This window comes from Metabacillus sp. GQ13, from assembly GCF_059758525.1.
Map to the genome: position 1 here is coordinate 264,565 of NZ_JCAXET010000005.1, position 19,696 is coordinate 284,260.

Below are 19,696 nucleotides of genomic sequence, written 5' to 3' on the forward strand. Positions count from 1 at the left end.
AGACGATCACCCTTTTTGAAGCATGAAAAAAACACCTTTTATAGAGGTGTTAAATTTCAGTTACTTCTTTTTCTATGACATTATTTAAAAAAGCTAGCAATTCATATTTTAAGTCTTCTCGCTGTAAAGCAAGCTCAATAGTCGTTTGAATAAATCCCATTTTTTCTCCAACATCGAAACGTTTACCCTTAAAATTATAAGCATAGATCGTTTCCAATTGATTTAATGTAGCGATTGCATCTGTTAACTGGATTTCACCACCAGCGCCAGGCTTTTGTTCTCCTAATATGTCGAAAATTCTTGGAGTTAAAATATATCGACCCATGATTGCTAAGTTTGATGGTGCATCCTCTTTATTTGGTTTCTCTACTAGGCTGTTTACATTAAAGAAACGATCACCAATCTCTGTTGCATCTACGATCCCGTAACGTGATACATCCTTTTCTTCCACATGTTGAACACCAATAATCGAAGCATTATATCGTTCATATTGTTCAATCATTTGTTTTAAACATGGCTTTTCAGCTTGAACAATATCGTCGCCAAGTAACACCGCGAATGGCTCATTTCCAATGAACTTTCGAGCGCACCAGATTGCATGCCCTAATCCACGAGGTTCCTTTTGACGGATGTAGTGGATATCGACCAACTTTGATGCTTTTTGTACCTCTTTTAATAGTTCAATCTTTCCCTTTTCCATTAAGGTCTGCTCTAGCTCAAACGAGTGATCAAAATGATCTTCTATTGCTCGTTTACCTTTACCTGTTACGATAATAATATCTTCAATCCCTGATTCAACTGCTTCTTCAATAATATATTGGATTGTAGGTTTATCTACGATTGGGAGCATTTCCTTCGGCATTGCTTTTGTTGCTGGTAAAAACCTTGTTCCAAGTCCTGCCGCTGGGATAATCGCTTTTCTTACCTTCACCGACTACACACTCCTCCATTAAACTGAAACTAATTTCTTCTGATATGGTACTCGTTCATTTGCTAAATCCAATAATGTTTTTCTTAAATGATCACGCTCTAATGACTTGAAATTTTTAATAATATAATCTATCTCTTCTATATATAACTCAGAGGTTTTACCGATATAGATTTTCGGATAGATTTGCTCTTCATGAATCTCTTCTTTCTTTAATAATTCCTCAAACAGTTTTTCACCTGGTCTCATTCCGGTGAATTCAATGCCAATTTCATCAATATTATTGCCTGAGAGTTTAATAAGGTTTTTGGCTAAGTCGACTATTTTTACTGGGTCTCCCATATCAAGGACAAAGATTTCGCCACCTTTTGCTAAAGCTCCAGCTTGGATAACTAAACGGGAAGCTTCGGGAATCGTCATAAAATATCGAATCATGTCTGGATGTGTAACAGTTACTGGACCACCGTTTTGTATTTGCCTTTTAAATAGCGGGATGACACTGCCTCTACTTCCTAACACATTACCAAAACGGACAGCGACAAATCTTGTTGAACTTATTTGGTCGAAATGTTGAATTAACATTTCTGCTAATCGCTTTGTTGAACCCATGACGCTAGTAGGATTAACAGCTTTATCCGTTGAAATCATCACAAATGTTTCAACTCCATGTACACTTGCTGCTTGGGCAATATTTTTTGTTCCGATCATATTATTTTTTACAGCTTCTTCTGGACTTCGTTCCATAAGTGGAACATGTTTATGCGCTGCTGCGTGGTAGACAACATTCGGTTGATATGTTGTCATCACATTCATTAATTTGTCGTAATCCTGGAGATCAGCAATTTCCGTTATGAAATCGATTCCTCCTTTTTTAGCTATTTCTTTCAGTTCCATTTCTATCGAATAAATACTATTTTCACCATGACCTAATAAAATCAGTGACTTTGGGTTAAATCTAGATAGTTGTCTACATATTTCGGAGCCAATCGACCCTCCAGCCCCTGTTACTAGGACAACTTTATCTGTCACATAATCACATATGCTCGTCATATCCAATTCTATTGTGTCTCTTCCTAATAGATCTTCTACTTGAACATCTCTAAATTGATTGACTGATACTTTGCCAGTCATTAAGTCTTCAAGCATCGGTATCATTTGTGTTTTAGCAGTTGTTTTTGCACATTCCTTAAAAATATGATTAAGTTGTTTTTTACTTAAGGATGGTATCGCAATTACAATATTAGTAATATTATGGAACTTTGTTAGCTGTTCAATTTCAGTTACACCACCGATAACTGGAATTCCCAATATATCCAATTTTTGTTTATTTATATTATCATCAATAAAGGCGACTGGTAGTAATTCACCATCGTGATTACTTAGTAATTGTCTAACAACCATTGTACCTGCTGAACCGGCTCCAATAATAAGAGTACGTTTTTTATTTTTACTTTGACTTAGGATACTATCTCTGTATATTCTCCAAAAGAATCTTGAACCACCAATTAATAGTAGATGGGTCATCCAAGTGATAACCAAAATTCGGTAATCCATCTTAAGTTGAGCAAGTTCCTGCACGACAAACGTTAGTATGATTGTCGAGGTAATTACTTTAAATATGTTAATCAATTCACCAACACTAGCATATTCCCATGCCTTTTTATAAAGCTTATATAGAAAAGAAAATAAATGATGACCAAGTATCAAAGTAAGCGAACTAATGACGAATGGAAAAGTTAACGTTTGAATAGTTGGATTGATTAACAGTTGACTAATAAAAATGGTTGAAAGCACTATACACGAATCTAATACGATTAAGAACCATATCCGTTTTTGATACGACAAAACGATTTCACTCCTCTCGATTTAATCTTGTGATGGTTTCTTAAGTATTACCATCCGCTTATTTAGCATGAGCTAGAACTCTCTCTTAAATTGTTCAAGCTGATCGATTGATGCATCTTGTTTTATATACCGCTCGCGTTTTCATAGTTTTTGGAATTTGATCGAATTCCTTCATCGCTTTAATCTCCTTTAAATAAAATAGTTACCTATACATCCCGCAATCAAGACATATAAGTAATTATTTTATTAATTTGGGCATTTAACCCAGCCTCACACCGCACTCTTGACGACAAGCGTCTAAGGTTTCATTCACCCACAGCACAGCCGAGTACCTCCATTGATAAAGGCTAGGAGATATCACCTAAAATAAGTTATAAAGAAATATATATTCTTAATTAAGAACAATGAATTAATAGTTATTCTCTTTCGTTTAAAATAACTCCCAACACTTTTGCTCTTACTAGATTTAATAACCGATTGGCTTCTACTGCTTTTTCTCGATCCGTTTTGCCACTACTTAATACTAAAACGACACCATCACATTGCCCAGCTAACAGTTTCGTTTCTGTTGTTTCAAGAACCGGTGGACAATCGAAGAGAATCACATCGTATTTTTCTTTCATGTTATTAATAAAGTCAGTCATTGCCTTAGAACCGATTAACTCAGTTGGATTGGCTGGGATTACTCCACTTGTTAGAATTTCTAATCTTCCAATCTGCGTTTGAAATACGGCTTCCTCTATAGTTTTGGTTCCCAATAAGACCTCTGATAGTCCATCCGAGTCCTTTAAGTTAAAAGATGTTTGTAAGCTAGGTCTACGAAGATTTGCATCAATTAACAATACTCTTTCACCTTGTTGGGACATTGATATGGCTAAATTAATTACTGAAGTTGTCTTTCCTTCACCTGTTGATGGTGAAGTGATGATTAACGTTTTATGTTTACGATCAATCGATGAAAATTGAATATTTGTTCTGATTGTTCTAAATTGTTCTGCTATTTGAGAACCTGGATTAGCGTACGATACAAATTGACGTTTTGTTATATCCTTTTTCAATTTCTTTTTATTTAACTTAAGAGCCAAGGGTCTCACTCCTATACTCGTTATTAGTTTGTTTCCTTTTCTGCATATTTTTCTTTTTCATTTTAGAAACGGATCCTAGGACTGGTACACCTAATAATTCCTCAACCTCATCTTCTTTTCTAACACTATCATTCAAGGAATCTAATAAAAATGCTAAACCTATTCCGATCACAATGCCTCCGATAATAGAGATTATGATTGTTCTGTTTTGATTTTCATTTATTGGGTTTGGAACAACTTTTGCATCCGAAAGCAGCTTAACATCATTAAAACCCATAATACCTGGGATTTCAGCTTTATAAGTTTCAGCTACTGAATTTGCAATGGTTGCTGCTTGTTCTGGGTTTGGATCAGTAACAGTTATTGTAACAACTTGAGAACTATCTATACTTCCTACAGTGATCTTTCCACTAAGGACTTCTGATGGATATGGTAACTCCAACCTATCCACGACCTTGTCTAACACTGTCGTATCTTGGATGATAACCTTCAAGGTGGTGATTAAATTACTGTCTGCCCCAATAATGATCCGGGCTGTAGATTGATACATTGGTGTATTAGTAGATATGGAGTAGTAAGAACCTGCTGAAGTTGTGATAATTGTCAAAAATACAATCAACCATATGTATCGTTTTAAAATTTGAAAAATTTCCTTTAAATTGATTTCTTTTACCTTTTTATGTTCGCTTAAATGCTTATCCTCAAGCTCATGAAAGCTAGACATACAACATATTCACCTACTTATCCAGTATAGTTCATCATTAAGAACGAACAAATATTAGTACCTCTCGTTTTGCCACTATTCGTTCTATAATCCATAATAGTTCATTATAAAGAACAAGTCAATGACTTAATTCTATTGAAGAATCTCATTTCAGATACTTTTTTAGATTGTTATGAAAGAATCTAACGCACTACTTTATACCTACTAAAGTAAACCAAAAATCTCATCTTTCTTATTTAGTAAGTGTCAAATATTTGACTAAATACTTATGATCCTGTGTTTCATGGTAGGAACTATACTCTGTTTACCAACTCTAATTAATATAAGCTATTATTCCTATTTTTAAAAACTCTGAAAATTCCTTGTTTTTTCGCTAAAAAGAACACGTTCCCTCTATTTTCTCCCATTTCCTCTTATTATCATATTATTACAAAACTTTATTAAGAACAATATGTTTCATATAATGAATGATGTAGGACAATATTTGCTACAAAAGGATAAGGAGACCGCATATGGTTGGAGAACGTTTAAGGGAGTTGAGGCAGGAGAAAGGATATTCGATTAGTGAATTAGCTGAGTTAGCTGGTGTTTCGAAATCTTACTTAAGCTACATTGAACGAGATGTGCAAAAAAATCCTTCCCTTCAATTTTTAAGAAAGATTGCTTTAACACTTGAAACAGATGTTGAAGATTTGCTTAGTTCTTCATCTTCATCTAAACAATCAAACCATTTTGTTCTTGATGATGAGTGGAGGAGATTGCTAAACAAAGCTGTTGAAGAAGGGATGAGTAAGAACGACTTTATGGAATTTCGAGATTATTTAAAATTTAAAAAATGGAAGGATGCAAAGAAGCCAAAATAAAACTTCCCAGGAGGACTTGCTAAATGGATGATTATTTAGGACAGCCATTAGATCAGGGATGGATCGAATTAATAAAAGAAGCAAAACAGCTTGGATTTTCCTTTGATGAGATTCAACAGTTCCTACAACAAGGAAAGCCAACGAAATAGTGAAGAAAACACACCATTAATGCTATTTTACCTATAAATATCGGCCTTTGGATTTTCATTTAGAAATTCGGTTCATTTTAATAGAAGACGGTTCAATAAATTAGCATAAAAGAACATATGAATAGATTAAATTCGTATAAAGCACTATTTTTGATATACATCAATCTATACTCAAACAGCCTTTTATAAAAAAGAACTAATAAACGAAGACAACCTAGTAGATTTTAATACATATTGGATCTGGGATCGTCTTCTTTTATTGTTCTCCCCATTCAGATCCTCCGGCATTATCAATGTCTATCTACGCTATCTTTTTTCATATTCAGTGAATAATTATTCTATTTGAATTAAAACTATGTATATTGTGATTATTTATGGAAAATATATGTAGTAAGGACGGTGTTCATCGTTGAAAAAATGGATATTTTTTCTTACTATATTATATGGTTTAACAACTACTCAAGGGCATTTTATCTCCGAAGTTCATGCTGTCTCTCAAAAAACATGGGAAGATGTTGCGACAAAGGAGACAAAAAAACGATATCCTTTATCTCAGGTGCTTTTTTCACAAAAAATTTGGGATCAAGCTAAAAAGGATTTTACTGTTAAGCAATATCGACTTACATTGCGAGAAGGTATGCAGGACTTTGCAGTTTACACAACGATTACCTATGATTCAACCACAGGTGAAATAAAAAAAATCCAAGTGATTCCTGAAGCATAATGGCAAAGCAAACTCACTACGAGTATACATTTATTGTGTACTTCAAGTGAGTCTGCTTTTTTTGTACGATTACATTTTTCTTTACAAATTTTTTCGAAGAGAGAGAAAGTAACTAACCATTTGAACAAGTGCCACAAGTAACAATACAATAACTGGATAAAAAGGAATCTTTTCTTCGATAATTGGGTATAAGAGGAGCAATCCTGCACCAAGAGGAACTGCATACCACATAGCAATATATGAACTTCTACATGCCTTTGCCGTTATCAGTTGTTCCCTTTCATCAGATTCTTCTAATTCGGGTGGTAGCATGAAGGCTTTTGAAAGACTCTTATGCTTTCTTTTCCCCATTATTAACAAGTAAGCTGAGATCGGTAAACCAATAACAAAAAATATAAACAATGGCGATAAATTAAACGATATCTCCCATGGAGGATCAGGGTTTTTTAGTACATCGGCAAATTGCATTTGTGCATGATAAAGAGGCAAAAGTGCCCAACCAAATAATAGTAACATCACCATATTTAAGATAGCAGGTTGTAATATCTTCTTCATTTTATTAACTCCTTTCTCCTAACCAAAATACATCTTCCATTTTGGAATGAAACACCTCACACACCTTTAATGCTAATAAAAGGGATGGTGTGTAATCCCCTTTTTCTATGGCTGCAACTGTTTGACGGGTTACTCCGACCTGATCAGCTAACATACCTTGTGTCAAATCATATCTAGCTCGAAGCTCTTTCACTCGATTTTGTAGTTCCATTCCGTCACCTTCCAATATTTTACTACTCACTTATTGTAATATATACTTAACATAATGTAAAGTTTAATTAACATTATGCACGAAAAATAGGCTACTCAAAACAATGTGCCCAATCCTTCAATTAAATATAAAGAAATCTTTCTAAACAATTTCTTTATACATGATTAGGATTAGCCCTGTTTAAGTTAGCCAGTTATTTAACTGTTTTTTTCTTTTTTTTCATCAAAAGCTTAATTGAAAATGGCAAAACACCTAGCCATCTATTTGTGTAGTATGGTGTAGAGATCTCTTCATGCTTTCGATCTTCTCTTATTTGTTTACGAGTTTCTCTAGGTGTATCCATGTATTTAACAATTTGTTGAGTAACGTATTTGACATAATCATTTGTAGACAAGGTAAAAACCCCTTATTATCAGTTCTTACCTCTATTTATTACCAAGTTCATTTATTTTAGTCAGTTGTGCGATAATTTCATTGATGATCTCTTCAATGTTCTTATTTGACGTTTCAATTTTCATTGTGCAATCTTCATAATAGCTAATACGTGATTGATACAACTTGGTAAGCTCCGCCTTCGTTAACTTACTTGCTAATGGACGGTTTGTATCTGTATGTACCCGCTCGTATGTAACATCCATATCAGCATGTAATAAAATGACTTGACCGTTTTTCTTCATGATTAGACGATTTTCATCATTAATTACAATACCCCCACCCGTGGTCACAATGACATTTTTAGTTGGTAGTTCTGTAAGAATATCTTTTTCAGCCTGGCGGAAGTACGATTCACCATATTGCTCGAAGATCTCCTTAATTGTCATATTCAGTTTTTTGATGATTAGTTGATCTGTATCAAGAACAGGTAATTTTAGCTTATCTGCTAATTGTTCACCTATTGTTGTTTTACCTGCTCCCATAAATCCAGTTAGATAGATAGCCTTCAAAATATAGTCCCCCACGTTTTTCTTATACAATAACACAATTGCTAATATTCAGACCACTGTATCATTTCATTTTCCATCATATCGTATTGATATGTTGCTGTATACTCTCTATTTATTGTTGTTTTACAATGTAACTCTACCTGATAAATCCCTGAAGAGTCTATTTCAACTTTATATTCTATGCTTCCATTCAATGTGTCTTTTCGTATCGTTTCATTTAATTTAGCAGTTCCATTTTTAATTTCATGTAATGTCAGATCAACTGTAAGCTGCATTAAATTTTCAAGCATATAATATTGCTCTGTTTCTTTATAAAATTGCTTTTCACTAATTAGCGAAGTAGAAACATGTACAACGATTAATAAGCAAAACAGCGCTATTACCAATGTGGTTGGAAACATAAAGCCCTTTTGATTTCTCATGTTCCCGTTCTTCCCTTATACGAATGAAAGGTATATTGGTAAATATCACCAGAAACACTTATTATTGTTAATGAAACACCCGAATTCACCTGCTTGAACTCAACATTGTTGACATTAAACAAAAAGATCTCATGACCCTTTCCAAAAACTTGTCTTCTTATTAGGTTATGATAATGATTAATACTCACATCCTGCCCTTGTTTATTAGTTAATGTTACTTCGGTCCTTTTTACATCGATATTACTAGCCTCCTTTAGCTCTCTCTGTAATTGAATAACAAATAACTCCCATTCAAATGGCTTTAGATCATCTGGATGTTGGGCAAGAGAAATAAGAAAGTGGAGGATAAGTGTCAGCGATGTGATGATAATTGTGTAGATAAAGAATGAAAGAAGCATATTGATAAAGGAATATCCACGATCATTTTGACAATAGGAAACAAGTTGACTTTGAATTTTGATATGAATTCGTCCATTGTATACATGCTTTGTTATAATCATTTTCCTCTCTCCACGTTAAGTTGTAGTCGACATTTTCTACTTCAAGAACTTCATCGATCATCGGTCCACTGTTATAAGCAACTTGTTGTGTTTTTTCATGTAGGAGTTTATATGCTACTAGAGACTGTTGGGTATTTAACCGTTCCTGAGTTAATAGGACAAGTTGTGGGATAAGAGTGATTACGATGAGACTCCAGATACTGAATGCTGCAATGGTCTCAACAAATGAAAACCCATTACAATTCCTCAATTCGAATCCTCCCCTTACCTAAGTAAAAAATAACTTTGTATTTTCTATTTTTATAAGAAATATACATGGCACCACTTTTTTGAATGGAACCATTACTTATATAGGTCACTCTATTTGTAAGCGTCCCTCCTTCTAGGGAAATTTCTGGATGATAGTTCCTTTTTAGCAACGGGGTAGCTAGATCGTTAACTTCCAGACTATATTGAAATTGGTCTCCGTTAAACAAGATATAAACAGGTTCCTCGTGTACTATGGCATATTGTTGTGCAAGCAACATATCTTTTTCAAATTGGTCTAAAAATATTTCGATTACCTTTTTATGGTAAATTGGCACGATATTAGTAATGAGAACTAGACTCATAACACTAACTATGGATATTACTAATAAAGCTTCTAATAGAGTAAAGCCATTTTGATTATAAATCAGCCGTTTCTTCACCCTCTGTAACCTCACCATCTGCTGAAATGACTAAGACATTTCCATTGGGGCATACAGGATTTGATCGTAAGTAATTAGCATCCAATAACTCATCCTTAGTAGGTATCTTGTTATTTTCAATTTGGTAAGATGTGACTTGAGCTTGTACCATATGGATCAATCCCTCACAACCCTTCTTTTGGATACTGGAATTATGTTTTGTTATATTTGGTATAGTGATTAATAGTAAAACGGAAATTACCAATAACACAATGAGCATTTCAATTAAGGTAAACCCCTTTTGATTTTTCATTTCTTCCTCCTAAATATTCTCCATCAGTTTGTACATCGGTAATAACATTGATAAGTAGACAAATAAGACGATTATCCCGACAAATGCATAAATAGTCGGTTGGATAATGGTCATCGCCCTGACCATATTATTTTCTAATTTTTCAATAACAAATTGACTATACATATAAAGTTCCCGTGCCAACTGCCCATTAGCTTGTCCGTGTAAAATAATCAGTGAAAGCTCCTGCTCATAAAATCCCCGTTCCTGGATAATTCGATGAAGCTGTGCCCCTGTTTTTAACCGTTCAATTAAGTGACTCGCTTCTGTTCGGTAAAAAGGCAGGATCGTTTGACTTTCAAAAATCTGCAAACTTTCAAAAGTGGACATTCCTCCCCTCAAAAGATTACTCAGCTGTAGAGCAAAGAAATAGCTATGAAACATGATGAGGCTACTTTTTATAATTGGAATCTTCAGCAAAATATTCATTTGAGCGTAAACTGTCTTTTTTCTAAAGATAGAAAAGTAATAGGTTAGTATGACGATTACTAATCCGATACATCCTACACCAATCCACTTAAGTAGTAAGAATACAAATAGGAGAAAAGTGGAGAAGAATGATGCTTCGATATTCATTGAATCATAAAGTTGTTGAAACTGTGGGGTAATGACAGATTGGACAACAGATAAAATAATGATGACTGTTATGATGAGAAAGGCGGGATATCGAAGTATTTTAGTTAACTTTTCTAAATGTGTCATTTTTTTATATAGAACCTCACTGCTTTCCCTTAAGGCAAACTCCATATCACCATGTTGTTCTGCAAAATACAGGTAACTTAATACATCTCGATGAAATTTCAAGTTTGTCAGCGCTTTACGAAATGAATATCCTGAAGAGAGAAGTGTCATACAAGTGTATAAATCAGTTTTTTTCCTTCCATATTCATTAACATGAAGGAAATTTAGTGCTTCATTCAAGGTATATCCTTTTTCAAGCATGCTACTGATTCTTTTCAACATGATAGCCTGATCCTTTAAGCTCCATTTCTTTCTAATCTTCATATTGAAATACCCAGCGGTCGTATGCACTTGGATAAAGGTAGCCAAGTGCAATTCCCTTTTTAATAACGTCCTTAAGGGTTGGATAATGGTAGGTCGAAACTTCTCCTTTAGCTTCATTTACAACTGCTGCAAGATTTTTGCCATAGAGTAATTCATAAATACTTAACCGTCTTTTTTGTCTTAACTTTTTACAAAAGGGGGAACATACACCCGCGCAAAAAGGACATCTTAGTTGAACAAGACGCTGAGCAGATACAGCGATTAAGGTTTGTTCGATTTCAGACAAGCTCACATCGAATTCAAGTAACCTGTATATAGCCCCCTTTGCATCTCGAGTATGCATTGTAGATAATACTAAATGACCTGTTAACGCCGCTCTAATAGCAATCTGTGCCGTTTCACTGTCACGAATTTCTCCTATCATGATAATGTCTGGATCATGCCTTAATATTGCCTTTAAGCCTGCTGCATAGGTAATACCTGCTTTTTCATTAACCTGGACTTGCAGAACCTCTTCACTCTTTGTTTCAACTGGATCTTCTAAGGTAATGATATTACGATTAAAATGACGTTTTGCGTAGTGGATGAGTGAATACAATGTAGTCGATTTACCAGATCCTGTTGGCCCGGTGAAAATCATCAAACCATGTGAATGATTTAAGATAGACAGCAGTTTATTCGTTGTTGCGGGGAATAATGATAATTGTGAAATCGGAGGTATTTTCTCTTGAGGTAGAATTCTAATAACAAGGCTTTCTTCATGAACAGTTGGGAGTGTAGATAATCGGAGATGAACATTTATATTTGTTGTTGAGATTGAAAGAGCACCATTTTGAGGTCGTCTTCTTTCTCCAATATCCATTGAAGCGAGAAATTTCAGGTGGGATATAATCCGTTCACAAACCTCCTTTTTCATCGTATGTTTTTCAATTAAATCATCATCCACACGAAAATGAATGAGTGTTTCAGTATCTTTAGGCACAATGTGTATATCAGAAGCTCTTAATGCACAAGCTTCTTCGATTAATCGTTCACTTAATTGTTCAATTGCCTGCATTCCACCTTCACCTATCCCTTCTACTTATCTAAGACTATTGTACATAACGTTTGACGTTTAATCACATGACAAAAAAAGAGTTTTATTCGTCAATTTTTTATAATTGCTACGCAATTTTTTGTAAAACAGGGATTATTATCTGTTTTAGTGTTATAAAAAAGATAAAATCGAACATAATAGAAATGATTTAGGGAGTTCATTACTTCCATTGGGCTATAGCCAAGCGGTAAGGCAACGGACTTTGACTCCGTCATGCGTTGGTTCAAATCCAGCTAGCCCAGCTACTAAAAGACGTCTGTTGCTTTAACAGACGTTTTTCTTTATCTTGGTGACATGAAAAATAGGACTAAACACATACAAATTTAATTTCTTCTTCAGTTTGATGCTAGTATCCTGTAAACGCTATTTACAAGTGGGTGAATGGTACATTATAATAATTAAAGTGATGGACTTGTATGTCAGAGTATAATTTGTCAAAAGCTATCGTTAAAAAGATGTTTTATGAGTAGATCAAATCACATCATTATTAATCTGAACCTGTTGTTTAGGGCAAAATACAGCTTGTGGCAAAGCCAATAAAGGAGGGATACATATGGATCGTATGTTCCGTGTATTAGGTTTCTGGACAGGAATCTTCGCTGTTATGTTTTATCTTGGTGACATGAAGACTACTTCCTTACTATTTTTCGGGCAAACTGGGTTTTTCGTCTTCTTATCTTACTTAAAATTATCTGAGCGCATGTACATATACGTATTTGGTGCTTACTTAACCATTTTCTTTGTTGGGTTTACGTATTGGACAACATTTATGATGATTCCTGGTCAAAATATGGGTCATTAATTTAGACTCTTTTCTAAATGTTTGTTGCTTTTACACTAATAAAAGTCTGATTTGGACTTTTATCGTACAATTTTAAAAAAAGAACAGGCTACCTAAAAAAAGGTAGCCTGTTCTTTTTTATTTTGGATCTTTTCTTAAAAGCTTGTCAGTTAAACATTAGCGCCTTTTCGTACTGAAGTAAGTCCAAAATCAAGGAAAACTTCTCTGCTTAAAACCCATTCAAAAACGGATTTCCTTCCATTTCTACTTTTATACTTGTTTCAGGACCATGTCCGGATAAGACAAGAGTTTCTTCAGGAAGTATCAGTAGCTTATCATGGATACTTTTTATTAACTGATCGTGATTACCTCCAGGAAGGTCTGTTCTGCCTATGCTGCTCGCAAATAGTGCATCTCCCGAAAAAACAACCCCTATTTCTTCTACATAGTAGGAAACACTTCCAGGAGAATGACCTGGTGTTTCAAAAACTTGTAACGAAAAGTTACCGATTGTCAGCATGCCTTCCCCTTTAATGATTTCATCTGCCTTAGACACTTGTACTGAACCTGCCATAAAAAATTGTGAACCATTTAATGTTGGGTCTGAAAGCCAATCCTTTTCATTTTTATGTACGTACACTGGTACTTTCCATTGGTTACGAATATCATCAACTGCACCTATGTGATCAAAATGTGCGTGAGTCAGTAATATCGCTACCGGTTTTAGATGTTGCTTCTGTAAAATACTATTTAATTTAGGTGCGTCGCCACCTGGGTCAATCACTATACACTCTTTCACATCGTTAGAAAAAAGATAACAATTTGTTTGAAGAGGTCCTAATGGTAATTGTCTCCACTTCATTTCAATACACCCCACTTCATTTACTTACTTTTATTTTACACTATTAGATAAATAAACGGTATTATCAGTAAATGATTAAAGATTACTAAAATGGTCATGATAAAATAGAGTTGATTAGTAAATAAGTTTTGTATGTAAGGATACACTTTGTACGTAAAATCACTATTCTTGCTAAACCAGCCTCATACAAAAGAATTCACTTTAATGAAAATAAACTCGACAAACCTCTTGAAACCGATTAAAATATTATAAGGACTTGTATGTATCTTCGACATCAATAATGATACAATAAAAATGATCTACATAGAGTAAGGAGGCTTTTTAATGGGCTTAATTGTTATTTTTGGTCTTGTAACCATTCTTGCCATTTTTGGATTAATTCGTTCACTAAAAGAAAAAAACCTTCTAGGTGCATTTTTTGCATTTGGAACATTAGCAGTATTTGGATGGTTTGCTATTATGACTGTTGTTCATCATGGTTTCCCAACTGCACATTAAACTGTATACAAGCAAGAGGATGACTAATTAGTCATCCTCTTTTTCTATTTTTCCAGTAAATTGTTTCCTTTCATTATTACAAAAGGGTTAGACCTGTCCTTGTAGAAAATAGAGCTCTTTGAAAGGATCGATTTCACTCTTCATTTATATATTTTTGAACACTTTCAAGTTTACCCTCCATCGTCGTTTTCTTATCACGGCGGTCATCAACGCGGATATTAGTAGCTACACGTTGTATACCTCTGTTGAACGGTGCCTCATGAATTGCAGTAATTACCTCAAACAATGTAGCTAATTCACCTTCAATTATTGTATTCATTGGAGTTAGCTGATACTTTATCTTCTCTTCCATTTCATACTTCTTTAAGATCTGTTGGATATCTGCAACGTATTTACTAACACTCGGATCCTTTGTCCCTATTGGAATAACTGTTACATCTACTATAGCCAAAATGGTTCACCCTTTCTAATTTAACAAGACTAATTCATTAATTGATTTATCTGTGAAATTTATAATCTTCTCATACCTAGCACCATAAAGTGCAAACTCCCCATTAGGTGAGAGCTTAAAGGGTAGATTTTCAACATTGTCAAAAAGCTTTTCCTTCTCTCCAGTTCCAAGATCAAATGATATGAGTGAAAATGAAGACTTCTTTTCATTTACTTCAAACATATAAAAAATATTAGCTTTGTTGTCCATATCATGATTAGGTATCGCCCATTCTGAATACAACGAGACTAAACGTGTAGGCATTTCTTTTAGTTGCTCTTTTTCCGCTATACCATAAAATCTTACAACAGCAGATCCGTTTTGATCGATTAATTCGAACGTTGTTAAGTTATTTACAAAGTTTGTGTTCGAAACCACTTCACTAGAAATCAATGTTTCTTGTTGAGTTTCCATATCATAAATATAAAGTGGTGCTGTTAATGAAGGAGCATCCTGATCCCACTTAAGATAAGAGATTTCATTATTTGGTAGCCATTGAATAAAGGGAATATCTACCTTGCTTTTTATAAACTCCTTTTCAGCAACGTTTAACTGATATGTCTGATATGTCCAATCCTCATTAAAGCTAGTAACAAAAAGTTGATTTTGATTGAATTGGTTCCACGTATATTGTAGCTCGTAAGATTCTGTCTTAGCTCTATGTACAATTTCCGCCTCGCTATTTAACAAAATTAATTCCGCCTGATAACTGGTTGGACTTGTATGTACAACGAAAAGGCTATGGTCATTGTTGGCTTTAACCTGTACGATTGGAGATATTGATTCAAAAAATAATGATGTTTCTCCTGTGAATATGTTGTATGTATTGATTTCAGATCCATCGATATTATTTGTGATATATAAGATCTCTTCGTCACTTTTCCAATCAGATACAGAATGAAATATGTTTTCATTTAATTTTAATGGTACTTTTAGTTTTTTTACATTTCGATTATCTACCTTTTGTTCTGATTTTTGAGGTTCCCTCTTAGATGAGGGCTCGTTATTTTGCTCTGGTTGATGAGATGGATTACAGCCTACACCAAGAAGCACGATTAACATCAGCAAGAAAAGAAGTTTTGTTAATCTCATCAACTCTAATTTCACCCCATTCTATTTACTTCTTGATTGTTTCTCTGGATGTTGGTCGTTACCTTTGTGATATAGTGTTGAAAAAGGGAATCGGGAAGGTTCTTCCTATATCGAGAAAGAACCTTCTCATTTGTAATCTTGATATCTTTCAGTTAAAAACTCAAAAGGAAGTCCTGTCGAGTTTTATTCCTCATGATACTGGAACTTAATTAATTCTATTCGTATCATTCGATATTTTACCATCTATTACTCATACGATTAAGGTATGAATTTTGTTTCATATTTGTTAGTATTTTTCTATTATTACTTAATTAAAAATTCTAAAATCAAAAGTGAACTATATGTTTTACAAAAAACAACCATCTTTGCGAAACAGACGATTCACATATATAAGGCAGCAAAAAAGATCCCCTTACTTTTACTATAAATCTCATTAAATTGCGTAAAGGGTAATGGATTTTCACCAAAACCTAATTCAATAGTAAAACCTGCCTTTTCCCAATCGTTTACAAACCAATCACGAAAACCAGCGTGACTATCAATATCCCTGACAGCTTTATACCCACTTACCTTTTCAAATTCCTTAACAATGTGCGCTGCTTCGTCAGGTTCCTTTCTTAAGTAGCCCCAATATATCTCTTCACCTTGGGTATGAAAAGCAAGCACACGGTCAAAATCTCGCTTCTTAACTAGTTCAGAAAGAGCAATTGATTCAGGTTCTGTTAATGGAGCATCTCCAGGGTAATCTCGAGGGGCAGGTTTTTTGGGGATTTTGCGTTCTTTTTCAATTTCCCAATTGACAGGGTATTGGTTATTTAAATCTATTCCTCTAATGTTTGCTTTCCACTGCGAAAAGTCATGACTGTGATTATTTATCTCCAGGATTGATGTCCGATATGTGATGTTATCAGGTAAACCATTCTGTACAAGATCAACACCGTCTGGATTCACCATCGGCACGATCGATAACGTTGTCTCCTTATAAAAAGAAAAACAATCGTAGGCACCATATGAGTGTCCTTCGACTAAGGCCGACAGATACTCCTGTAGCCAATGCATTGTCATATTTGTAGTTATCCATTCATTTGCGTGAAAAGATCCATTCATATGAACATGCTTCGAACCAGTACCTATTGTTAATTCTATAATAGGAGTTCCTAGGACACTTTGACCGATTACTTCCTTTTTGATAAATGGGTATAAAATTAATAACTTTTCTATATCCTTCATGAATTTTTTGGAATCATAAGGTCTATTCGTTGTTAAAATTGTATCATGTTGAAAGATATCTTGCTTGATAAATGAGTGATCGTTCACCAATTCGATATATCTATTTTCTATATTTACTAAATGCTGAGTGAAGGGAATGTTTAACTGTGTTGCTGCCCCTATCTTCTCTTCAATTATTTTATCAAGGTTGCAGTCAATAATTAATTGTTTATGAATACCAAGATGCTTTGCAAGCATTGTTAATGAACTTGGTTTCTTTGTTCGAATGATCATCGTTAACCTCCTAAAACATTAAATCTTTTTGTTGTATTAGTTTATGAGGTAGGCGAGGATTTGGTATATAGTGTGTTTGCCTATTTTTAGAAACTGTTTCTTTTGTTCGTCTTGATTTTATCTGTAGTTTTATAATAATGGTAAATTCGCACAAAAAACTCCAATTAGTATATACTGTGTCCTATTCCTTTAAGCTCCAAACTTTAAAAAAGACAACAAAAAAACTGACCCGATCCACTATCCACTAAATTGTGAGGCGGTCGAATCAGTTCAATTGTTAATTTTTGTTAGTTTTTGAAGATTGTTGCTCTGAAACTGCAGTGTCACCATCTTTACCATAGAAGCGCAATAGATCTCCATATATGATCTCATCTGAATAGTTAAGCTCGTGTTTAGCCTTATCCATGTATGGCTCACACACATCTTGTTCTGTTTCTACACCGGTAGCTTTATCGTAGCATGCGCCACGAGTGTAGACGTTATTTTCAGTAATAAAGCTACCGTCTCTTAGAACTGTAAACGAAAGTTTATCATCAGAAAATGCATCTGTACCAAATTGAATTTGCTCATTTGTATCAACGCCAATAAGGCTCATAAGAGTTGGTCTTATATCAATTTGTCCAGTTACTTTAGAGAATGTCTGTGGATTTTTATCCGTCACACCAGGAATATGAACAATAAATGGGACACGTTGCAATTGAATTGATTCAAATGGTGTGACTTCTTTACCTAAAAATTTCCCCATTGCAACATTATGATTTTCTGAAATACCATAATGATCACCATACAAGATAATAATTGAATTTTCATATACATCAGTTTTCTTTAATTCCTCAAAGAAATGCTTTACCGCTTCATCCGTATAACGAACGGTTGGAATATATTGATTTAACGTTTTACTGTTTGAATCAAATTCTTCAATCAGTTTATCTTCTTCACCTAAATCAAATGGGAAGTGGTTTGTTAATGTAATAAGCCTTGTATAGAAAGGTTCAGGTAGATTATCGATATGTTGGACAGATTGCTCCATAAAGTCAACATCCTTTAGACCCCAACCAATTGAATTTTCTTCTGTTACATCATAATCATTCACATCAAAGAAGCGATCATAACCTAACGTGTTATACATAATATCACGATTCCAGAAGCTTTTATTGTTGGCATGGAAAATTGTTGAATAATATCCATGTTCCTTTAATAACTCAGGAGTAGCCGTAAATTCATTACTACTGTTAGTAAAGTAGACCGCCCCCCGTCCTAGGGGATACAATGAGTTATCAACAATAAACTCAGAATCGGATGTTTTACCTTGACCCGTTTGGTGGTAAAAGTTCTCAAAATAATAACTTTCATCAATCAAATCATTCATAAATGGTGTAATCTCTTGACCATTTAACTCTTCATTAATGACAAAACTTTGTAACGATTCTAGAGAAATTAATATCACGTTACGCCCTTCAGCTACACCATTCAGATCTTTTAGAGGTTCTTTGCGGTTAGCATTCACGTAGTTTTCAATTTCAATTAAGCTATTGCTATCTGCTAATGCACGTTGAGCAGATGTTTTTGATTGTAAAAAAGCATCATAAATATGGAAATTATATACGCTGATATTTTTCACTAGCATTTCGCGATCAAATGAACGTGTTAGTAATTGTGGACGCTCTGTTTCAGCTAATCCCAAGTTAAAGAAGAACACTGCTGCGACTAATAAAAAGTAAGCAGATCTTTCTTTTCGAGTCATTTGTGATGTAGATTTAAAAGTTGGTTTTTTTAATAACCAAAATAAAACAGCAAGATCGACAAACATTAATAAGTCTGTTGGCAAAAATAAGCCACTAATACTACTGCCTAAATCCCCCATATTGCTTGTCTGAAATAATACGGGAATAGTTAAAAAATCATTAAAAAACCGGTAGAACACCATGTTTGCTAATAAAAGTCCAGTTACAAATATACTAGCTCCAAAAATATATCGGTTCCGATTCTTTTCTTTCATAAACAAACCAATTCCAAAAATTAATAGTAGAAAACTTAGTGGGTTAATAAATAAAATAAACTCTTGTGTAAAGTTTTCAATTTTAATATCAAAGCTAGTTTTATAGACAATGTATGTTTTAATCCATATAAACAAAGTTGCTAAGAATAAAAATGAAAGTTTCGAAAAAGATTTCTTACGCATACGTTTACCTCCTCATCCCTTGGGACAATAGCGCTTTTTTATCTCTAATATTCCATTTATTAGGTTAGTAATGAAACAACTAAATCATATCTTAATACTTCTATTACAAAAAATCAATCCTTTTTATATTGGCTTAATATTAAACTGATAGAATGATAATGATTAGTTTATTCTCTTTACCATCCTATTAGACGTTTGAAACCTGAAAAAGTTTCAT

General features: G+C 34.0%; 25 protein-coding genes and 1 tRNA gene. 6 read left to right on the forward strand and 20 right to left on the reverse strand.

Annotated features, from left to right (window positions below):
• Positions 1-49 precede the first annotated feature (49 nt).
• The 4 genes from galU to AC6CHR_RS08320 all read right to left on the reverse strand — a co-directional run bounded on the left by galU (position 50) and on the right by AC6CHR_RS08320 (position 4,582).
• Positions 50-931 carry a UTP--glucose-1-phosphate uridylyltransferase GalU gene (gene galU, locus AC6CHR_RS08305; RefSeq protein WP_498248124.1) on the reverse strand — a complete coding sequence of 294 codons (882 nt, stop codon included), beginning with the start codon at positions 929-931 and terminating at the stop codon, positions 50-52.
• Between the two features lie 18 nt (positions 932-949).
• Complete coding sequence (locus tag AC6CHR_RS08310) at positions 950-2,773, reverse strand: polysaccharide biosynthesis protein (RefSeq protein WP_498248126.1); 1,824 nt, start codon at positions 2,771-2,773, stop codon at positions 950-952.
• A 416-nt stretch (positions 2,774-3,189) separates the two neighbouring features.
• Complete coding sequence (locus tag AC6CHR_RS08315) at positions 3,190-3,867, reverse strand: CpsD/CapB family tyrosine-protein kinase (protein ID WP_498248127.1); 678 nt, start codon at positions 3,865-3,867, stop codon at positions 3,190-3,192.
• A complete protein-coding gene (locus AC6CHR_RS08320) occupies positions 3,848-4,582 on the reverse strand; it encodes a YveK family protein (protein WP_498248128.1) in 735 nt (244 codons plus the stop codon). The genes AC6CHR_RS08315 and AC6CHR_RS08320 overlap by 20 nt, the downstream gene beginning before the upstream one ends.
• A 512-nt stretch (positions 4,583-5,094) precedes the next feature.
• Between AC6CHR_RS08320 and AC6CHR_RS08325 the strand changes: the two genes are divergently transcribed.
• From AC6CHR_RS08325 to AC6CHR_RS08335, 3 genes are all read left to right on the forward strand, one after another.
• On the forward strand, positions 5,095-5,445 hold the full coding sequence (locus AC6CHR_RS08325) for a helix-turn-helix domain-containing protein (RefSeq protein ID WP_498248129.1): 351 nt from the start codon (positions 5,095-5,097) through the stop codon (positions 5,443-5,445).
• 23 nt (positions 5,446-5,468) lie between these two features.
• Positions 5,469-5,594 carry an anti-repressor SinI family protein gene (locus AC6CHR_RS08330; protein WP_498248130.1) on the forward strand — a complete coding sequence of 42 codons (126 nt, stop codon included), beginning with the start codon at positions 5,469-5,471 and terminating at the stop codon, positions 5,592-5,594.
• Between the two features lie 409 nt (positions 5,595-6,003).
• The gene (locus AC6CHR_RS08335) at positions 6,004-6,318 is read left to right on the forward strand and encodes a DUF3889 domain-containing protein (RefSeq protein WP_498248131.1); all 315 of its coding nucleotides are present in this window, start codon (positions 6,004-6,006) and stop codon (positions 6,316-6,318) included.
• 81 nt (positions 6,319-6,399) lie between these two features.
• Here AC6CHR_RS08335 and AC6CHR_RS08340 read toward each other — a convergent pair whose 3' ends face one another.
• From AC6CHR_RS08340 to comGA, 11 genes are all read right to left on the reverse strand, one after another.
• Entirely contained in the window at positions 6,400-6,873 is a 474-nt protein-coding gene (locus tag AC6CHR_RS08340) for a hypothetical protein (RefSeq protein ID WP_498248132.1), read from the reverse strand.
• A gap of 4 nt (positions 6,874-6,877) precedes the next feature.
• Entirely contained in the window at positions 6,878-7,084 is a 207-nt protein-coding gene (locus tag AC6CHR_RS08345; protein WP_498248133.1) for a helix-turn-helix transcriptional regulator, read from the reverse strand.
• A 193-nt stretch (positions 7,085-7,277) separates the two neighbouring features.
• On the reverse strand, positions 7,278-7,478 hold the full coding sequence (locus AC6CHR_RS08350; RefSeq protein WP_498248134.1) for a YqzE family protein: 201 nt from the start codon (positions 7,476-7,478) through the stop codon (positions 7,278-7,280).
• A 31-nt stretch (positions 7,479-7,509) separates the two neighbouring features.
• Complete coding sequence (locus AC6CHR_RS08355) at positions 7,510-8,028, reverse strand: shikimate kinase (protein ID WP_498248136.1); 519 nt, start codon at positions 8,026-8,028, stop codon at positions 7,510-7,512.
• Between the two features lie 41 nt (positions 8,029-8,069).
• Positions 8,070-8,450 (reverse strand): competence type IV pilus minor pilin ComGG, encoded by a 381-nt coding sequence (gene comGG / locus AC6CHR_RS08360; protein ID WP_498248137.1) that lies wholly within the window; start codon positions 8,448-8,450, stop codon positions 8,070-8,072.
• Positions 8,447-8,950 carry a competence type IV pilus minor pilin ComGF gene (comGF, locus tag AC6CHR_RS08365; RefSeq protein WP_498248138.1) on the reverse strand — a complete coding sequence of 168 codons (504 nt, stop codon included), beginning with the start codon at positions 8,948-8,950 and terminating at the stop codon, positions 8,447-8,449. Before comGF ends, comGG begins: the two co-directional genes overlap by 4 nt.
• Positions 8,871-9,200 (reverse strand): hypothetical protein, encoded by a 330-nt coding sequence (locus tag AC6CHR_RS08370; RefSeq protein WP_498248140.1) that lies wholly within the window; start codon positions 9,198-9,200, stop codon positions 8,871-8,873. The genes comGF and AC6CHR_RS08370 overlap by 80 nt, the downstream gene beginning before the upstream one ends.
• Positions 9,187-9,639, reverse strand: a complete 453-nt coding sequence (gene comGD / locus AC6CHR_RS08375; protein WP_498248141.1) for a competence type IV pilus minor pilin ComGD — start codon at positions 9,637-9,639, stop codon at positions 9,187-9,189. Before comGD ends, AC6CHR_RS08370 begins: the two co-directional genes overlap by 14 nt.
• A complete protein-coding gene (comGC, locus tag AC6CHR_RS08380) occupies positions 9,617-9,931 on the reverse strand; it encodes a competence type IV pilus major pilin ComGC (protein WP_498248142.1) in 315 nt (104 codons plus the stop codon). The genes comGD and comGC overlap by 23 nt, the downstream gene beginning before the upstream one ends.
• 9 nt (positions 9,932-9,940) lie before the next feature.
• Entirely contained in the window at positions 9,941-10,975 is a 1,035-nt protein-coding gene (gene comGB, locus AC6CHR_RS08385) for a competence type IV pilus assembly protein ComGB (RefSeq protein WP_498248143.1), read from the reverse strand.
• Positions 10,965-12,032, reverse strand: coding sequence for a competence type IV pilus ATPase ComGA (comGA, locus tag AC6CHR_RS08390; RefSeq protein ID WP_498248144.1), 1,068 nt, complete (start codon positions 12,030-12,032; stop codon positions 10,965-10,967). The genes comGB and comGA overlap by 11 nt, the downstream gene beginning before the upstream one ends.
• 209 nt (positions 12,033-12,241) lie before the next feature.
• On the opposite strand from comGA, the gene AC6CHR_RS08395 reads away from it, so the two are divergent.
• A tRNA-Gln gene (locus AC6CHR_RS08395) sits at positions 12,242-12,313 on the forward strand.
• 311 nt (positions 12,314-12,624) lie between these two features.
• Positions 12,625-12,873 (forward strand): DUF2626 domain-containing protein, encoded by a 249-nt coding sequence (locus AC6CHR_RS08400; RefSeq protein WP_498248145.1) that lies wholly within the window; start codon positions 12,625-12,627, stop codon positions 12,871-12,873.
• Positions 12,874-13,081: 208 nt separating this feature from the next.
• Here AC6CHR_RS08400 and AC6CHR_RS08405 read toward each other — a convergent pair whose 3' ends face one another.
• Positions 13,082-13,714, reverse strand: a complete 633-nt coding sequence (locus AC6CHR_RS08405) for an MBL fold metallo-hydrolase (RefSeq protein WP_498248147.1) — start codon at positions 13,712-13,714, stop codon at positions 13,082-13,084.
• A gap of 324 nt (positions 13,715-14,038) precedes the next feature.
• On the opposite strand from AC6CHR_RS08405, the gene AC6CHR_RS08410 reads away from it, so the two are divergent.
• Complete coding sequence (locus AC6CHR_RS08410) at positions 14,039-14,212, forward strand: DUF2759 domain-containing protein (protein ID WP_498248148.1); 174 nt, start codon at positions 14,039-14,041, stop codon at positions 14,210-14,212.
• A gap of 133 nt (positions 14,213-14,345) precedes the next feature.
• Here AC6CHR_RS08410 and AC6CHR_RS08415 read toward each other — a convergent pair whose 3' ends face one another.
• The 4 genes from AC6CHR_RS08415 to AC6CHR_RS08430 all read right to left on the reverse strand — a co-directional run bounded on the left by AC6CHR_RS08415 (position 14,346) and on the right by AC6CHR_RS08430 (position 19,479).
• Positions 14,346-14,663 (reverse strand): MTH1187 family thiamine-binding protein, encoded by a 318-nt coding sequence (locus AC6CHR_RS08415; RefSeq protein ID WP_498248149.1) that lies wholly within the window; start codon positions 14,661-14,663, stop codon positions 14,346-14,348.
• 15 nt (positions 14,664-14,678) lie between these two features.
• Positions 14,679-15,794, reverse strand: coding sequence for a YqgU-like beta propeller domain-containing protein (locus AC6CHR_RS08420; RefSeq protein WP_498248150.1), 1,116 nt, complete (start codon positions 15,792-15,794; stop codon positions 14,679-14,681).
• A 381-nt stretch (positions 15,795-16,175) separates the two neighbouring features.
• Positions 16,176-17,297 carry a M14 family metallopeptidase gene (locus AC6CHR_RS08425; protein WP_498248151.1) on the reverse strand — a complete coding sequence of 374 codons (1,122 nt, stop codon included), beginning with the start codon at positions 17,295-17,297 and terminating at the stop codon, positions 16,176-16,178.
• Between the two features lie 277 nt (positions 17,298-17,574).
• A complete protein-coding gene (locus tag AC6CHR_RS08430) occupies positions 17,575-19,479 on the reverse strand; it encodes an LTA synthase family protein (RefSeq protein WP_498248152.1) in 1,905 nt (634 codons plus the stop codon).
• Between the last annotated feature and the right edge of the window lie 217 nt (positions 19,480-19,696).

What these genes read in the sequence shown, in the direction of transcription:
- AC6CHR_RS08320 (WP_498248128.1), bottom strand. Translation starts at nt 4,582, where the DNA reads ATGTCTAGCTTTCATGAGCTTGAGGATAAGCATTTAAGCGAACATAAA.
- AC6CHR_RS08325 (WP_498248129.1), top strand. Translation starts at nt 5,095, where the DNA reads ATGGTTGGAGAACGTTTAAGGGAGTTGAGGCAGGAGAAAGGATATTCG.
- AC6CHR_RS08330 (WP_498248130.1), top strand. Translation starts at nt 5,469, where the DNA reads ATGGATGATTATTTAGGACAGCCATTAGATCAGGGATGGATCGAATTA.
- AC6CHR_RS08340 (WP_498248132.1), bottom strand. Translation starts at nt 6,873, where the DNA reads ATGAAGAAGATATTACAACCTGCTATCTTAAATATGGTGATGTTACTA.
- AC6CHR_RS08345 (WP_498248133.1), bottom strand. Translation starts at nt 7,084, where the DNA reads ATGGAACTACAAAATCGAGTGAAAGAGCTTCGAGCTAGATATGATTTG.
- comGG (WP_498248137.1), bottom strand. Translation starts at nt 8,450, where the DNA reads ATGAGAAATCAAAAGGGCTTTATGTTTCCAACCACATTGGTAATAGCG.
- comGF (WP_498248138.1), bottom strand. Translation starts at nt 8,950, where the DNA reads ATGATTATAACAAAGCATGTATACAATGGACGAATTCATATCAAAATT.
- comGC (WP_498248142.1), bottom strand. Translation starts at nt 9,931, where the DNA reads ATGAAAAATCAAAAGGGGTTTACCTTAATTGAAATGCTCATTGTGTTA.
- comGB (WP_498248143.1), bottom strand. Translation starts at nt 10,975, where the DNA reads ATGAAGATTAGAAAGAAATGGAGCTTAAAGGATCAGGCTATCATGTTG.
- comGA (WP_498248144.1), bottom strand. Translation starts at nt 12,032, where the DNA reads ATGCAGGCAATTGAACAATTAAGTGAACGATTAATCGAAGAAGCTTGT.
- AC6CHR_RS08400 (WP_498248145.1), top strand. Translation starts at nt 12,625, where the DNA reads ATGGATCGTATGTTCCGTGTATTAGGTTTCTGGACAGGAATCTTCGCT.
- AC6CHR_RS08405 (WP_498248147.1), bottom strand. Translation starts at nt 13,714, where the DNA reads ATGAAGTGGAGACAATTACCATTAGGACCTCTTCAAACAAATTGTTAT.
- AC6CHR_RS08410 (WP_498248148.1), top strand. Translation starts at nt 14,039, where the DNA reads ATGGGCTTAATTGTTATTTTTGGTCTTGTAACCATTCTTGCCATTTTT.
- AC6CHR_RS08420 (WP_498248150.1), bottom strand. Translation starts at nt 15,794, where the DNA reads ATGAGATTAACAAAACTTCTTTTCTTGCTGATGTTAATCGTGCTTCTT.
- AC6CHR_RS08425 (WP_498248151.1), bottom strand. Translation starts at nt 17,297, where the DNA reads ATGATCATTCGAACAAAGAAACCAAGTTCATTAACAATGCTTGCAAAG.
- AC6CHR_RS08430 (WP_498248152.1), bottom strand. Translation starts at nt 19,479, where the DNA reads ATGCGTAAGAAATCTTTTTCGAAACTTTCATTTTTATTCTTAGCAACT.